15 protein-coding genes are annotated in these 15348 nt (G+C 44.0%); 5 read left to right on the forward strand and 10 right to left on the reverse strand.

What is annotated here, in order from left to right; translation table 11 throughout:
- Window positions 1-168 precede the first annotated feature (168 nt).
- Together FWF39_RS03370 and FWF39_RS03375 are read left to right on the forward strand one after the other, a co-directional pair.
- Window positions 169-726 (forward strand): hypothetical protein, encoded by a 558-nt coding sequence (locus FWF39_RS03370; RefSeq protein ID WP_343382029.1) that lies wholly within the window; start codon window positions 169-171, stop codon window positions 724-726.
- A 92-nt stretch (window positions 727-818) separates the two neighbouring features.
- A complete protein-coding gene (locus tag FWF39_RS03375; RefSeq protein ID WP_343382030.1) occupies window positions 819-3107 on the forward strand; it encodes a DEAD/DEAH box helicase in 2289 nt (762 codons plus the stop codon).
- Between the two features lie 112 nt (window positions 3108-3219).
- Here FWF39_RS03375 and FWF39_RS03380 read toward each other — a convergent pair whose 3' ends face one another.
- Window positions 3220-3966 carry a hypothetical protein gene (locus FWF39_RS03380; protein WP_343382031.1) on the reverse strand — a complete coding sequence of 249 codons (747 nt, stop codon included), beginning with the start codon at window positions 3964-3966 and terminating at the stop codon, window positions 3220-3222.
- A 276-nt stretch (window positions 3967-4242) separates the two neighbouring features.
- A complete protein-coding gene (locus tag FWF39_RS03385) occupies window positions 4243-5214 on the reverse strand; it encodes a hypothetical protein (RefSeq protein WP_343382032.1) in 972 nt (323 codons plus the stop codon).
- A 423-nt stretch (window positions 5215-5637) separates the two neighbouring features.
- On the opposite strand from FWF39_RS03385, the gene FWF39_RS03390 reads away from it, so the two are divergent.
- The gene (locus FWF39_RS03390) at window positions 5638-7071 is read left to right on the forward strand and encodes an asparagine synthase-related protein (RefSeq protein WP_343382033.1); all 1434 of its coding nucleotides are present in this window, start codon (window positions 5638-5640) and stop codon (window positions 7069-7071) included.
- A 54-nt stretch (window positions 7072-7125) separates the two neighbouring features.
- Here FWF39_RS03390 and aspS read toward each other — a convergent pair whose 3' ends face one another.
- The 3 genes from aspS to albA are packed head-to-tail and all read right to left on the reverse strand — an operon-like array spanning window position 7126 to window position 9311.
- On the reverse strand, window positions 7126-8445 hold the full coding sequence (gene aspS, locus FWF39_RS03395) for an aspartate--tRNA(Asn) ligase (RefSeq protein ID WP_343382034.1): 1320 nt from the start codon (window positions 8443-8445) through the stop codon (window positions 7126-7128).
- A 12-nt stretch (window positions 8446-8457) separates the two neighbouring features.
- A complete protein-coding gene (locus tag FWF39_RS03400; RefSeq protein WP_343382035.1) occupies window positions 8458-8967 on the reverse strand; it encodes a hypothetical protein in 510 nt (169 codons plus the stop codon).
- Between the two features lie 47 nt (window positions 8968-9014).
- Window positions 9015-9311 carry a DNA-binding protein Alba gene (gene albA / locus FWF39_RS03405; protein ID WP_343382036.1) on the reverse strand — a complete coding sequence of 99 codons (297 nt, stop codon included), beginning with the start codon at window positions 9309-9311 and terminating at the stop codon, window positions 9015-9017.
- Window positions 9312-9546: 235 nt separating this feature from the next.
- On the opposite strand from albA, the gene FWF39_RS03410 reads away from it, so the two are divergent.
- Window positions 9547-10005, forward strand: coding sequence for an Lrp/AsnC family transcriptional regulator (locus tag FWF39_RS03410; protein ID WP_343382037.1), 459 nt, complete (start codon window positions 9547-9549; stop codon window positions 10003-10005).
- A gap of 78 nt (window positions 10006-10083) precedes the next feature.
- Complete coding sequence (locus FWF39_RS03415) at window positions 10084-10245, forward strand: 50S ribosomal protein L40e (protein ID WP_119815852.1); 162 nt, start codon at window positions 10084-10086, stop codon at window positions 10243-10245.
- Window positions 10246-10616: 371 nt separating this feature from the next.
- Here the strand turns inward: FWF39_RS03415 and FWF39_RS03420 are convergent, their stop codons facing one another.
- The 5 genes from FWF39_RS03420 to FWF39_RS03440 form a co-directional block, all read right to left on the reverse strand.
- The gene (locus FWF39_RS03420) at window positions 10617-11843 is read right to left on the reverse strand and encodes a hypothetical protein (RefSeq protein WP_343382038.1); all 1227 of its coding nucleotides are present in this window, start codon (window positions 11841-11843) and stop codon (window positions 10617-10619) included.
- A 76-nt stretch (window positions 11844-11919) separates the two neighbouring features.
- Window positions 11920-12726 carry a molybdopterin-binding protein gene (locus tag FWF39_RS03425; protein WP_343382039.1) on the reverse strand — a complete coding sequence of 269 codons (807 nt, stop codon included), beginning with the start codon at window positions 12724-12726 and terminating at the stop codon, window positions 11920-11922.
- 110 nt (window positions 12727-12836) lie between these two features.
- A complete protein-coding gene (locus FWF39_RS03430) occupies window positions 12837-13043 on the reverse strand; it encodes a hypothetical protein (RefSeq protein ID WP_343382040.1) in 207 nt (68 codons plus the stop codon).
- Window positions 13044-13156: 113 nt separating this feature from the next.
- Window positions 13157-14212 carry a zinc metalloprotease HtpX gene (locus tag FWF39_RS03435; protein WP_343382041.1) on the reverse strand — a complete coding sequence of 352 codons (1056 nt, stop codon included), beginning with the start codon at window positions 14210-14212 and terminating at the stop codon, window positions 13157-13159.
- 106 nt (window positions 14213-14318) lie between these two features.
- A complete protein-coding gene (locus tag FWF39_RS03440) occupies window positions 14319-15302 on the reverse strand; it encodes an asparagine synthase C-terminal domain-containing protein (protein ID WP_343382042.1) in 984 nt (327 codons plus the stop codon).
- Window positions 15303-15348 lie beyond the last annotated feature (46 nt).

Here is a 15348-nt window from a genome sequence, read left to right on the forward strand (position 1 = left end):
ATTGTCTCAAAAATTATCCAACGCTCATCTTTGGTCAAGTTAACACTGTACTTTTTATTCATAACTAAGCACGTGTTAACATATACAATCAACACTTATTTATAATGCGGTCAAAGCAATATACTTATCTCTAAAAAAGTTACCAATAAGTTGCACTTTGATTCCGACTTGACGTTTGGTGAAGATCGCGATTTTTCGCTAAGAGCAAGACAGAGAGGATTTAAAATAATCAGCACCGATCGTTCAGTGGGTTTAGATATTAACTGTAAAACTCAGAAGTACAGCAACATCTATGGTTTAGATATGTCGCTAAAAGAGGCCCTGCGGGGTATGAGAAAAAAAGGCAAACTCCAAGCGGAGGGCATCATCACCGAATCAGGTATTTCTTCAGCAAGTAAATCAGTTACAACGTTTTTCCGAAAAAACAAACGCTACCTAACCTACCTGGGATATCTGCCCGCTTTAGTCCTAAGCGTTTGCGGCCTACTAATCCAAAATATTTACCTAAGCCTTATTTTCCCTGGGTATTTCTTGGTTTTAGCTCTAATGCAGATAGCATCGAAGGGAATAAAAATGGGACTAAAAGCGGCCATACGAGGCATCATAATAGGTATCCCTACAACCTATGTGTTATTCTACTACTGTATAAAATATACCATTAAAACCCCCAAATTTGCTCCGGCAATTATCCAATCAAACAACTCAACCCCCACCGCTAAACCCTAACGGAATATCTGTGGTATGAGTGGTTTTTGGGATAAAAGCCCTAAACGCTAATAAGTGCATATAGTCCAGTAGAGACCTGTGTGTTGTGAGCCTTGAAGATTTCAGAGTTAAATGTGCCCCAAAGCGTTAGAGAGGTCCTCCAAGCGCAGGGTATTTGTGAATTGTTTCCGCCTCAGGCAGATTGTATACGTGAGGGAGTGCTTGAGGGAAAAAATATTTTGCTGGCCAGTCCCACGGCCTCAGGTAAAACCCTTATTGCAGAGCTATGTGCGCTTAAGCATATCTTAGAGGGGGGAGGTAAAGCCATCTATCTCTGTCCGCTTCGAGCACTTGCTAGTGAAAAATTTGAGGAATTCAAAAAATACACGTCTATCCAAAAACCCAACGGCACCAAGGTCTCAGTTGGAATCAGCACAGGTGATTTTGATACGGCTGATAATTGGTTGGCCAAATATGATGTCATCGTTACCACCAACGAGAAAGCCGACTCACTGCTTAGACATCGAGCGGAATGGATGGATAGCATCTCGGCAGTTATTGTTGATGAGATACATCTGCTAAATGAAGCCGGACGAGGACCCACCTTAGAGATTGTACTGGCCCGGCTAATGCAGTACAACGCCAATATTCAAATTCTGGCATTATCAGCAACCGTAAACAATGTGGATGAAATTGCAGGCTGGCTCAACGCCAAATACATAGTCACCAGCTGGCGACCTATCAATCTAAAAGAAGGCGTGATTCTCCAAGACGAAATCCAATACAAAGATGGAGAGAACCGAAAAATCGAACAGGAAACCCGCTTCACAGTCATCAACATGGTTCTAAACACCCTGCGCAATGGCGGTCAAGCCTTAATTTTTGCCTCAACACGTAAAAATGCGGTTTCGTCGGCCAAACAAGTTGCCAGCCACATGGATAAAATTCTCATACCCAAAACTGGCTCAAAAATAGTCAAAAAAAGCCTCGAAGAACAAACCAAAAGCGTCCTTGAAAAAGAAGCCCATAAAATTTTAGAATCAGGCGAACGCACCCAAATAGGCGAAGAACTCGCAGACCTAGTACGCAACGGAGTGGCCTACCACCACGCAGGCCTACCCGGGGCCCAGCGAACCATCATCGAGCAGGGATTTAAAGACCGAAAAATAAAAGTCTTAACCGCAACCCCAACTCTGGCTTGGGGAGTCAATCTGCCCGCACGAACAGTTATCATCCAAGACTACCGCCGCTTCGAAGCAGGTTTGGGTAACTATCCCATACCGGTCCTAGATTACAAACAAATGGCCGGCCGCGCAGGCAGACCAAAATACGACAAATTTGGCGAATCAGTTATTGTGGCTAAAACCGCCGATGAATCAGATTTTGTTATGGAAAACTATGTCCTAGCCAAGCCGGAACGGATTTGGTCACGTCTTGCAGTTGAGAAAATCCTGCGCACCCATGTTCTCTCAACCATTGCCAGCGATTACGCTCATACTGAGGAGGGAATCTATGAGTTTTTCCGCAAAACCTTCTACGCCTACCAATACGACGTCAAAGCGATCCAAAATGTCATCGCCAAAATTCTTCGGTTCCTACATGATGAAGAAATGATATGCGTAATGGGTGATGATATTGTTGCGACCAAGTTGGGTAAGCGGATAAGTGAACTCTACATCGATCCACTAAGCGGCATAATCATCCGAGATGCACTACAAACCAAGCCGCCAGTACTCACTGAGTTTAGTCTGCTTCAGCTCATTGCGCATACCCCCGATATGGGACCAATTATGAGACCCTATCAGCGGGAAATGGAAAAACTTACTGACACCCTTGAGGAGCATCAACAAGAGTTGTTAGTGGAAACACCCAGCCAACGAGACTACATCGGTTATGCGGACTTTTTAGGAGAGGTTAAAATGGCGATGGTGCTCAATGCTTGGATAGAGGAGACATCCGAGGATAGACTCTTGGAGCGCTTTAATGTTCAGCCGGGGGATCTCTATCGCACTATTGAGAGTGCAAAGTGGTTGCTCCATGCCGTTGAGAGACTCGCTCCGGTGATTGCAAATAAAAACAAAGAGGTAACTGATCTGAGTAATGAACTAGTTGAGCGGGTGTCTATGGGTATAAAACGCGAATTGATGCCTATTGTTACCTTGGAGGGTGTGGGTAGAGTTCGTGGACGCATAATCTTTAATGCAGGTTTCCAAACCGTGGAGGACCTCAAACGTGCCTCCATTGAAGAACTCACAGCGTTGCCATCAGTGGGTCCGCGTTTAGCTAAAAAAATCAAAGAACAAGTCGGCGGCTATGATAAAAAAGACGAATGGGAAGAAGACCTCACAGCCGCAACTAAGGCCCCCCAGGAAACTCGGCAAAAAGGACTCTTTGACTTCTAAGCAACTCGGTTTCTTGTCACAAAATTTCTGGCCATCTATATAATACGCGTTTTTATTTTGTGTTATTGGGGTTTTGTGGCGTTGTTTGAAGATAGGGTGGAAAGAAATAAAATCAGATAATTATGACTCTAAAACTATACATAAATAGCAAAGGCCCTGGTCCTGCAAAGCCACAAAATGAAATATCCGGAGAAGTGTCAAATTTAATAATTGCTGTCACTCCATTTTCCTTCAAAGAAGTAACAAACTCTTCTTTACTCTCAAACCATGCAATATCGCGCTTTCCTATGTATGCAGATTTAGGATCAGGCGGCACAACTATTAACCCCTCAGACTCAAAGTAGTCAATAGTCGCCTGAAGTTCTTGCCGCGTCATCGATACTACTGGTGGAACGGGCAGATCTATCATAAAGGTGATGATTTGGCAATCCCCAACGTTACCCGCCTCATCAAAAGCATAAACAGTCAAAGTATGAACCCCATGAATTAAATCTCGGGAGAATTCACCAGGTTCGATGTAGGTGATGTTAAAGTCTCCATCTGTAACAGGAAATCCATCCATGTTAACCCCCTTGTTGTGAGGATACATTTCAATGTACATATTGCTTTCTTCTCGGTCTAAGAAGTAGGTAATTTTTGCTGTGGCGTTGTTTGCTGTAATATTGAACATAACATTTCGTGTTTGGTAGGTGGTGTTATTTCGGGGTGAGAGAATTTGAATTTGTGGTCCCTTAGGAGTGCGATCTATTGGGGTATCTTGAGTGCTAAAACTGGTAACGGCACTATAAGTGCCGACTAAAATCAGACAAACTACCACACCAACCACAATCAGCATAATTACACTCTTTGAGCATTTCATTTTCTCACACTCAAATTCAACAATATTCAATTCATTGTTTTCACACCATATGAAGTTTACTCTTCACCACATTAATCACCAGTAAAGTATCAAATTCAGGCATTAATCAACTATTATTAGAAATTAACGCCTAGCCCCCACCAAACAACATACACCACCGCTATCAGCATCTATTAGCAGAGTTTAGCACATACAAAATAATGCATTTGTTTTGGCAGGTTTTATGATTGTACATAAGCGCATTGCCCTATAGAGTAAAAAACGCGGCAGGGTAATTTAGGGTTCTTTAATGGGAACTTTATTTCTTTTCAAGATAAAAAATGAAACACCAACCAAAATAACAGCTGTTATTAGAACCGCCAAAACTACAACCTCTAAAGATGCCCCAATATCAATACTAAAAGGTGAATCTGCACCCGGACTATCTACATCAGCGCTACTTATCGTACTAGGTTGGGGCTGAGTCATATTCGACTTAACATCAGTTTCTGAGATAGAACTAGTTGGACTAGGGCTTGGTGGTGGGCTGGGACTTGGGCTAGGGACAGGCCCCGGAATCGGGTAGATGTCACGAAATTCAGTTAAAAAGCCATCAGTGAACTTTAACACTACAAAACTTTCCCGTTCATAAGCGGGGTCACTAAATTGGGGGTCACCTAAAAACGGATTTACGGTATAACTCCACCTAAATTCGGTTCGGTTGTTATCATATACTAATACGTCAAATTGCCTATTGCCAACCGTTTTGGTATAGTCATTGGTTATGTCTATACCGTCTAGGCAGGGGCTTAGTTCTCCAAGGATGGGTCTTGCTTGGTATTTGTAAGTAGCCACAAAGTATTTCTGATAAGCCTCAAGGAGCAGTTGGATGTTTGCTGTGTCGTTATCGATTAGCTTTAGTTCCGATGCACCTTGATTTTCAAGCACTTCTAGGGAAATGAAATAGCCGTTTCCAAAGAAGCACTGTATTTTTAGTTGGGTCTCAGCAGAGGTGAGGCTGTAGGTTACAGTATCGGAAGTCCAAGCGTTAGCCGGAACTGTGAGGGGGATAGTCATAGTTTCTGTTGAGGTTGTAATGGTGTATTTTCCTAAGTCAAGGCAGAGTACGTCTCGTAACATATTTAGGCCTTTTTGAGCAGGTGTCAATTCTTCAGCAGCGGTGCTTTGCAACATAATCGAGCAACCCACAGAACACATAAGGACACTAAGAAGAAGTGCTGTGAGATATTTTTTGGATTTTTTATTCATCTTTCTTTTCCTCCAATCTAGAAAGCGATACCTGCACAGTTGCATTATATCAGCACTTATCTTATAAAAATTTCTTTTGTTAAATGATTGAGGTTTAAAACACAATATTGTATCAAAATATGGAAGAACACATGAAAAAGGAATACCTCAATGTATAAAATAAAAAGGGTAGTTAACATATAATGCTCCAGTTATCGAAAATAACCTAAAACAAAATCCATCAGAACCAAAAATGGTACAGTTCACGTGTTTCAGATATTTAGTACCAACTTGGCAACTTTCTTGACCAGCTTTAGTGCTAATTACATATGTGTTTTAGTTTAATTGTGATTTGTCTTGTGATAGTTGTTGCTCAAGGTTAATGTTTTAGCGTGCATTAGCACTGGTATTGGAGCTGTTGATGTGAAGGTTACTGTTGCGGTTTTGAGTAAGGAAGGCAAGAGTGTTATCGAACCGGTGTTAGATGTTCTTAAAAGTGTTGATGTGGGGCAACCGTTGAATTTTGGGCTTATGACCTCAAAGAAGGGTAATTTTGACAAAAATCTTGCACTGCTCAGTAAACAGAGCAGCGAAACCTCTGTGGCGACAGGGTTTGCTACCACACAATCCAAAACAGCGGCAGGGTATGATTTTCTATCGTTAGGAGATGCAACAGTATTGTTTGAGGGGCGAATCTATGCTCCAATACCCAAGGCAACCTATCTTACACAAATTGGGCAGAATTCTCAGCAGGGTGAGGCTTCTTTGCAGACGCTACTTGGGGAAGCAGAGGGGGATTATGCATTTTGGATGCTAAAAGACGGCACAATAATGGCCGGCAGAGATGCCATGGGTATGCAGCCGCTTTATTTTGGTGAAAATCGAGACCTTGTTGCCTATGCAACCAATCGAGCGGCGCTTTGGAAGTTAGGTATTGAAGAAGTCAAGTCTTTTGCGCCAGGGACACTTGGGTTTGCAGATAAAGCTGGGTTTAGATTTAAACCAATTAAAACCCCAAGTTATGCTCAACCCAAGCAGATAACACTTGAAGAGGCTACTCAAACCCTCCAAACGCTTTTAGTGGAGTCGGTTCGGCGTCGAGTTGAGGATTTAGAAGAGGTAGCGGTTGCGTTCTCGGGGGGGTTGGATAGTAGTCTTTTGGCCTATTTAGCGGCCAAAGAGGGTAAACGAGTTAGTTTACTTCATGTTAGTTTAGAAAATCAGCCTGAAACTGAGGAGGCCATTGAGGCTTCTCAGGCACTGGATTTGCCTATGCAAATAGAGCTCTTCAAAGATACAGATGTTGAATCGGCCCTGCCCAGTGTGGTGACGCTTATTGAGGAGCCTGATCCTATAAAAGCAGCTATCGGAGTGCCTTTTTACTGGCTAGCAGAGCAGGCAGTACAGTCCAAGTTTAAAGCGGTGCTAGCAGGACAGGGAGCAGATGAATTATTTGGCGGCTATCAGCGCTATGTCAATCAAGCCTGCAAAAACGGCACCGAAAGTACTCGCAAAACCATGTATCAAGATGTTATCAGTATGCATGAGAACAATCTTGAGCGGGATCGAAAGCTCATGGGATTCTATGATGTAGAGTTGAGGTGCCCCTTTGCTTCATATGCTATAGCTGAGTTTGCTTTAGGATTGCCGCTTGAATGTAAACTCGAGCCAAAAGCAGATACCTTGCGCAAACTGGTTTTGCGCAGAGCCGCCCAAAATCTTGGTATGCCAGGGGTTATTGTGGATAAGCCCAAAAAGGCAGTGCAGTACTCCACAGGGGTTAATGATGCTGTGAAGCGTATTGCTAAAAATAGCGAGAAACCCGTTGATCAATACATAACAGAGTTGTTTTTGCGGTCAAAGAATCGCCGTGTATAGTGCAGAAGAAAATTTTTCTTCTGATTTTCTTTTTTAAAGGGGCTTTGCAGAGAGTTAGGGTGTTAGTCTTACGCGGTCGCGGGGGTAGAGGGTGACTTCGCGGATGTTTTTTATGCCTGTTAGAATCATGGTTAGGCGTTCTAGACCAATGGCCCATCCTGCGTGTGGTGGCATGCCGTAGTCGAAGGCTTGGAGGTGCATCTTGAATGAGTCAGGGTTTAGGCCTTTTTCTTTTAGACGTTCGATGAGCTGGGTTTTGTCGCAGATGCGAGTGCCGCCGGATGTTAGCTCGATGTAGCCATACATTAAGTCGAAGCCTTCGCTGATTTTGGGGTTGTCGTTTTGGGGTTTGATGTAGAAGGCTTTGGTGTGTGTGGGCCACTCGGTTATGAAGTAAAAGTCGGGGTATATTTTGCCCAAGACTCGGAGGGCATCAGTTGTGATGTCCTCGCCCCAGGGGATGTCTACGCCTTGGGTTTTTAGGTCTTCTAGGACTTGGGTGTAGGTTAGGCGTTTGAAGGGTAGGGGGGGTACTTCGAGGTTGTGGTTTAGGAGGTTGAGTTCTGTTTGGCATTTTTCTTTAACTACGCCGACGGTGTGGTGGATTGTTTGTTCAAGCAGGGTCATGACGTTGTCGGCGTTTGCGAATGCCATTTCGACGTCAACGGAAGTGAATTCGCTTAGGTGGCGCCGGGTGTGGGATTCTTCGGCGCGGAAAAAGGGTCCGACTTCGAAGACTTTTTCAAAGCTCAGAGTGAGTTCTTCTTTGTATAGTTGGGGGCTTTGTGCTAGGTAGGCTTTTTGTCCGAAGTAGTCGATGCAGAACAATTCAGCGCCGCCTTCGGTTGCGGAGGCGATGATACGTGGGCTGTGAGCTTCCATGAAGTCTTGATCAAATAGGAAAGTTCGAATAGCTTGAAGGGCTACATGTTGGATTTTAAATGCGGCTAGGCTTGTTTCTAGTGTGAGGTCAAGGGGGCGGGCGTCGAGGCGGACTTCGATGTTGGCGGGGGTTTTGCCGGTGATGTCTATGGGTAGTTGTTCGGTGGCGGTACTGAAAATTTTGATGTCTGTGGGGATGACTTCGACTCCGCGTTGGGTCATGTTAGTTTTTTTAACAGTGCCTTTTATGGCGAAGCTGAAGCGTTTTTGGAGTGAGTCGGATTTGGCTAAAACTTGGGGGGAGATACGTTTTTTGGGTATGGTTATTTGGACTGTACCTTCGCGGTCTTGAAGTATGAGGAAGCGAAGGCCTCCTAGATCTCGTACTTCTTGGACCCATCCAAAGAGGGTCACTTCTTGCCCATCTAGGTCAGGGGTTACCTGTGAGGTGTACTGGGTTCTAACCCAGTCGCCCATGGAGTCCAAGTCCATACTGCGGCCAGCCTAATCTGCGATTTCTACACGCAGAGACATTTTGCGGGTTTTGTTGGCGATTTCCTTGAGTGCTTTGAGGTCCATAGGCAGTTGTTGCCCACGTTTGCGCCGTAGAATAACTCGGGTTTCGGTGGTTCCATCTGGGAGCCAGATTGTGTTTATAGTCAAGATGCTAAAGGGCACAAAAAGGTCTTCGAGGAATTTACGGTCGTCAACGCCATATTCGAGTACTCGGATGTTTTTGCCGGTTTCATCGCTTAGGGTTTTGACTATTTTACCGCCGTAACCTAAAAGTTTGGGGACATCGCCGTGTCCTACGAGGATGGCTAACGTTTTTTCAACGTCGACTGCTTTGTAGAAGCAGACGTTTTGCAGGGAGGGATACTTCTCTTCTAGGTTGAGAAGCAAGCGAGTGATTTTGAGATCTAGATCACTTATTTCGCCAGCCTTAACTTTAGATGAACATTTCTGGCATAATATGCCGCTTTTTAGGCAGAAACTGCATAGTTCGGTTTTCATTTGCGAGTCGGTTTCCTGCAAAGAAGGAATTCTGCTTAAATCGTGACTTAACGCATCAACGTTATCTCAATAGTGCTTACATTTGTGGTGGCGCTACCCTGAAACCCTTCATCTTGGTCATGGGGCTGGAACTGATCTGTACCGATGCCGATCCGTTTGATTCTAACATCGGGCAGAAATCTGTGCCGTACCACTTCAGCAACATCAATGGCTCTGCTTATGCTTCTGCCGCGTGCTTTAATGCTGACTTCTTTTGCGCCGCCATGGAAAAAGGTAATGCATGCAAGAACATAATTCATTGTTGGCTTTTTCCCGATTAAGACCGCACTGATGTTTTCCGTCACGTTCCGCTTCACTCCTAGTTTACTTTTAAGTTGGTTCAGTAGCATTTTTTTGACATAAATACATTGTGGTAAATGTGCCAAGATCTTGCGGAAGTCTCAAGCAGGTCATCAGCAACCAAATAAACATATAAAGTATTGAGAGATATGTGATAAGTTTCTGATTAGAAAAACACCAAATACTTAAGCGACCTCACTATTGTAAAGTTTTAACTTAACAAACATACAAGTGACCAGCTTGGAGCCCTTAACTAAACGCTCAATTCAACTCTTAAAAACACTCTACGAAAAAGGAAAATCCACAAACACCTACACCCTAAGAATCAAACAAGACGAACTCGCAACCCAACTAGGCGTAAGCCGCCAAGCCCTAAACATACACCTCCGCAAACTCAAAACCCACGGCTACATCCGCACAGGAAGAGGCTTCATAGACGTCACAGAAAAAGGCATCAAAGGCCTAGGAATAACCACCACCCCCGCATTCATACTAATCAAAGTTTCACCACTAAAACGCATCCACGTCTACGAAAAACTTCGTGAACTCCAAGTTTCCCGAGCATTTCGAGTCGCAGGCGAAATTGACAGCGTAATCATCGTGGAACACGAAAAACTCGACGAAGTTCTAAAGAAACTCTACAACATAGACGGTATAGAAGACACACACTCATATGTCACCATCGAAGTAATCAAGTAGCAACATAAAGAACGCCCAAAAGGTATATTTGAGGCGTGACCATCAAAGAGTTACCCAAAACAGAAGGTTAACAGTAAAATGCCGATATTAGACCCAGTGAAGAAAACCATCGCGCAGAAGCATCGGCTCTACATGAAAATCTGTCGAGACTGCGGCGCCCGCAACGCGGAAACTGCACTCAAATGCAGAAAATGCAAGGGCAAAAACCTGCGCTGGAAGAAACGAGAAATCGTAAAGTAACAACAGCTTACTTTTCTTTATTCATTTTTATTCATTTTTTACTCTAATCAATATTCAATATCTACTCAATTAACTCATTATATCAACTGCACACAATAAATAGAAATAACAAAAATAAAGAGAATAAAATGTGAACTGATCATCAATATAACCAATAGAAACATCTACAGCGGATATAGATTGCTTTTTATTCGATCTCCAATGCTAAGAAATAGAACTGGACGAAAAAATCGTACAGTTAAAAAATGCACCCGCCGGATGGAAAAATACACCTCACAACCCTTAAAATCAAAAAGCAGATATGACAAACATCAAAGCACAGGTACAATACGCACATATGCTCGCTATTGATCAGGTGATTTTTCACTATCCTAAGAATTTGCCGTATTTTCAAAAGATTCGGGCATAGCGTCAGGTGTCTCTTGGGGGATCTCAGGATTTGTTATAATTTGGGATTCGGGTTCACTGACTTCAGGCGGTAATTGAGGCCGCCGGTGTCGTAGCTTGATAAACAGCACCGCAAACATAAAAACGGCAACCGCTGCAACGATCAGTAATGCAACAAAATAAAGGGGTAAAATAACTATGTTATAGGAGTTACTTGATGCCCCGTTGTATTGGCTGTTACCTATCCAGCTTGCCTGTAAATCGATTGGACCGACAGATAAAGGGGTCCAAGTACAGTTAAAACGGCCATCTTGTTGGGTGAGTATAGTAGCGACTGTTACCCAGCCCTGATTGGGAATTTGTGCGCGGATAGTGACATTCTCGTTTGGAGTTATGGGCAAAATCTGTCCGCTTATAGTTAGCTCTGTGCTTTCTAGCATAAATGAGGGAGAAACCTGTAGATTAATTGTACTGGAGTCGAGTTCTCGAAGATTTGCCGATATTTGTCCGATGGAGGTTTTTTCCATACCTATAAGCGGTGACACTTGAAAGCTAACGTTTTGATAAGTTGTGGAGCATTCACCGACGCGCCAACCGGTTCGCCATGCACTACCGGTGCATTCTGCAATATAGTAGTAAACATTTTGATAGTCAACATAACACGCCTCGACTCGCGCATCAGCAGGCGGATGACCTAGATCCACGCCTAGTTGCATGTGTGCTTGTTCTTCATAGAATATCAGAACAGTATTGATGCCTCCGGCCTCTAGAATTGAAGCCGCTATGTAGACAAAAAGGTCACAGTCACCTTTGCCTCTGACCAACGTTTCCACAGGGTAGAAACTGGGAATTGTTTCTTCATAGGTAATTTGGTGAACAATGGTCAAAACAGCATTGGTAAAGTCTTCGGGGTTATCATATAGCTGCCAAAGTGTGTCAGCCACTTGTTGAAATGCCTGGGGTGTGACAAATTTGGAAAAATCTCGACTGGAGAACACATAATGACTCTTTTGTGTATAGTACTGATAAAGGGTTTGGGGTATGGTTAGGGTGAGCTCGTATGTTTTGTCACCTTCAGGACGATTAAATATCAGAAAAGATACCCTATGATCATCTACAGTTTGTCCCGCTATACTGTCAAGAGGCATCAGTGCTAAAACAGCCGCCAACACTACCAACAAACAAACCAGTTTAAGCACTGAAGTCTTCATGGATGGTCACAGTCTTTTCCAGTTACTCAATGTCTTAAATTGTTATGCCCAAATTCTACCGTTATCGGATTGGTTGTTATGTTTTAGTTTGTTCTATTAGCTGGGTCAGTTGCTCTATAGCTCTTTGAAGCATCTTGTCGGGGTTGTGTTCCTGGGCAATTGTGAGGGTTAGATGAAGTTCTATGTGGGGCACATTATCGGAATGTAACGCTATGGGGTGGGATTTTACATAGACCCCAGCGTTGTTAGACATCACCTTATCAATTAGAGGCGCTAATTGGGCCTCAGCAATACCTTTCACAAAAAGGCTTTGCTGACAAAAAATACTCGATCCTGCGGTCTGTTTGATTAGGGGAGCTATGGTTTGAGTAAAAATGGCCATCATTTCCAAGGGGACTCCTGGCAAAGCAAACAGAGTGGAGGAGCCGATTTGGACCTTTAGGGCAGGTGCGGTACCAACAGGGTTGGGTATGGGTTGGGCGTTTTCGGGTAGAGTGGCCATCTTTGTTCTTGGTGGAGTCATTTCTATCTCTTGGGTGAGCCCGCGCCTTTGAGCGTATTCATTACACTTTGTCCTTACCATCTCAAGGGCCTGGGGGTTTATTTTAAGGGGTTGGTTTAGGGCTTTGGCGATACCTTGAAAGGTTTTATCATCAAAGGTGGGTCCCAATCCGCCGGTGGTTATTATAAAGTGGGGGTTGCGTGCTGAGGCTTCTTGGAGACAGATAGCGATTTCTTCAACTATATCTTGGATGACTGTGACTCGTCGCACCGTGGCACCTAGCAGGGTAGCCTGTGTAGCTAACCAGTGGGCGTTTGTGTTCTCTACTTTGCCGATGAGCAATTCGTTACCTATGCAGATGAATTCGATATCAACATTCACAGCGATACCCCATGATGAGTAGTTAATGAGAGGCTTAAGGCTTTGGTGGACTTAGGAGTTGATTTTCTACATAGCCAAAGCTAAAGGGTTGATTTCGCTTTTGGCGGTGTTTATTTTTTGCTAAGGTACCATTTTAGGTATTCTTTGCGGCGAGCTTGCTTTATTTCATCGTCGGTTTCATAATCGGGGCGGTTTTTATCATGGAGGTCGTTTAGTTCTTGCCCGGTACAGGATAAACCGCAACTTTTACAGACATAATGTTTAGTTAACGAGATGTAGTGCATTTCTCCGCCGCATTCAGGACAATAGTTAACCATATTTGATGTCCCTCCAAGTTTGTAGTAATCAGCAGTCGGAAAATATTAGTCTTCGCATATCCCACAAAAATTTTTGCCATAAAAATAAAATGAAATTAGAATAAAGATGTTGGTTAGACGTGGTTGTACATTTTGTCGTTGCTGTACTGGCCGGTTTCCATTTCTTGTTCGATTTCGCGGAGCAGTAAGATGCGTTTGAATGTTGTGGGGTGGGTTGAGAAGAGGTTGTTCATTTGTGCGGCTGCGGTTTTGGCTTCTTTTTCCATGGCTAGTTCTAGTTCTCGTTCATCTAGTACGCCGTCGTTGTTGAGGTCATATTGGTTCTTTTTGTTCATGATGTAGGCGTAGGATTGTTTTGCCATGTCGGGGTCTTCGATGTAGAAGGCTCGGGCGCTTTCGGGTGATTTGGGTGGAGCGATGGATAGGCCGTAGGTGATTTTTGATAGGGCGCTTTGCATATTTCGGGGTGAGCCGGTTAGGTAGGCTGCAAAGGCATCGGCGTAGTGTTCGCGTAGTCGGCTCAGACGCATGACGATGAGGAAGGTGATTATGTAGACGATATATGAGACAACGCCTATCACCAGCAGAATTGCACCCGAGTTGTCTTTGTTGTTGCTTCTGCGTCGGGATCCGCCGCTTAGGACGCCTGCGAACAGGGTTATTTGTGCGATGTAGTAGGTGATTAGGGGTAGGGCTGAGAGAACAGTCATGACGATGTAGTCTTTGTGTTTGATGTGGCCCAGTTCATGGGCTATGACGCCGCGGATTTCGCCTTCGTTTAGTTGTTTTAGTAATCCTTCATGGACTGCTAGGGTTGCGCCTGCAGTACTTCGACCAAAAGTGAAGGCGTTAGGGGTACTGCTGGGTACGGTTGCTAGTTTGGGCATGGGTATGCCTGTTTTATCAGCTAGTTCTTTGACTACTTTTTCCAGCCAGGGGTTTTCGCCGGGTTTTAGATAATGCAGGCGGGTGGTTGCAACCACAATTACAGGGCCAAGAGCGTATTGGAACAGAATGAAAAGGGCTGATCCCGCTATGGCGATAAGTAACCCCATAAATAGATCAAAGCCCACAAAGTATATGATACCAATTATTAAGAGCCCAAAGATAAAGGCTGAGAGAAAGATCGATGTTGCCATTGCAACTTTGAGCTGGGACAGATTAGCCAAAGATACTCCTCAATAAGTTTGAAATTAGCGGACTAAGGAAAATAAGTCTTTTCCCAAAAACAAGATAAAAGAAGAGTTAAAGATAAAGAAGAGTTGAAAAGAAGGGTTAGATGGGGTAGGCTCCGCAGACTTTGCAGAATTGGATTTTAGTTTTGAGGTGGCTGTGGCATTTGGGGCATTCGATGGCACCGTCGATTTTGGGGTAGACGTCTTTGGGTTTGCCAAATTTCTTGCGGAAGACCTCGTAGTAGAGGAGTTGTTCTTGGTCTTGGATTTCTACGTCGTCTTCATCTTTTATGGAAATTTTCTTTTCGGCGAATTCTTTGGGATCGATGATATCGTTGAAGTAGGTGCGCAGGATTTCGGTTCCGGTGCCTGCTTCAAGGGGTGCTTTGGGTCTCCAAATGATGTCTTGGGGGAAAACGTCTTCGTATGCTTTGCGCAGGATCCATTTGCCGTATTTGACGCCGTTGTTGAAATTAATTTTGTACTTAATGGGGAGTTGTTTTGCCCAATCCATGAATTCGGGATCTTGGTAGGGTGCTTTGATTTCCATGCCAAGCGATGCCGCCATTGGAAATGACGCAAAGCCCATTTCGGCCCACATCTCTTTTTGTTTGACGGCGAATTGTTCCTCGGTTAGGTGGAATTGCCAGGGGTAACCAAACAATTCGTCAAGGGCATCACCGGTATAGACGGTTTTGATACCTTTGGCTTTGAGTAGTGTTAAACCGATATAGACTGGGAGACTGTTTCGGACTTCCATAGGGTCGAATTTTTTGAGGGCTTCGACACCTTGAGGATAGAATTTAAAGACGTCTGCTCGGTCAAATTGGTAGGTTTCATGGTTTAGGTGGAAGAGTTCAACCATTTTTTTGACGTATTCAGCGTCTTTGGGTTGGCCGTCTTTGAAGGCTAGGGTAAGACAGGGAATGCCGGGGTTGTATTTTATGGCTTCATAAGCTATGATTTGGGTGTCTGTTCCAGCGGAGAAGAGAAAACCCTCGGCGAGGTTTTGTTCGACGACTTTGTTTACAAGGGTTCTTGCTTCCGATAGGAGTTTGTTAACTTCGGACTCATTGAAACTCATCTTTTTACCACTCAAGTAACAGGTTTTGTCATCTGTCGCACATATA

It is taken from the genome of Candidatus Bathycorpusculum sp. (genome assembly GCF_009778815.1).
GTDB classification, from domain to species: Archaea; Thermoproteota; Bathyarchaeia; order Bathyarchaeales; family Bathycorpusculaceae; genus Bathycorpusculum; species Bathycorpusculum hydrogenotrophicum.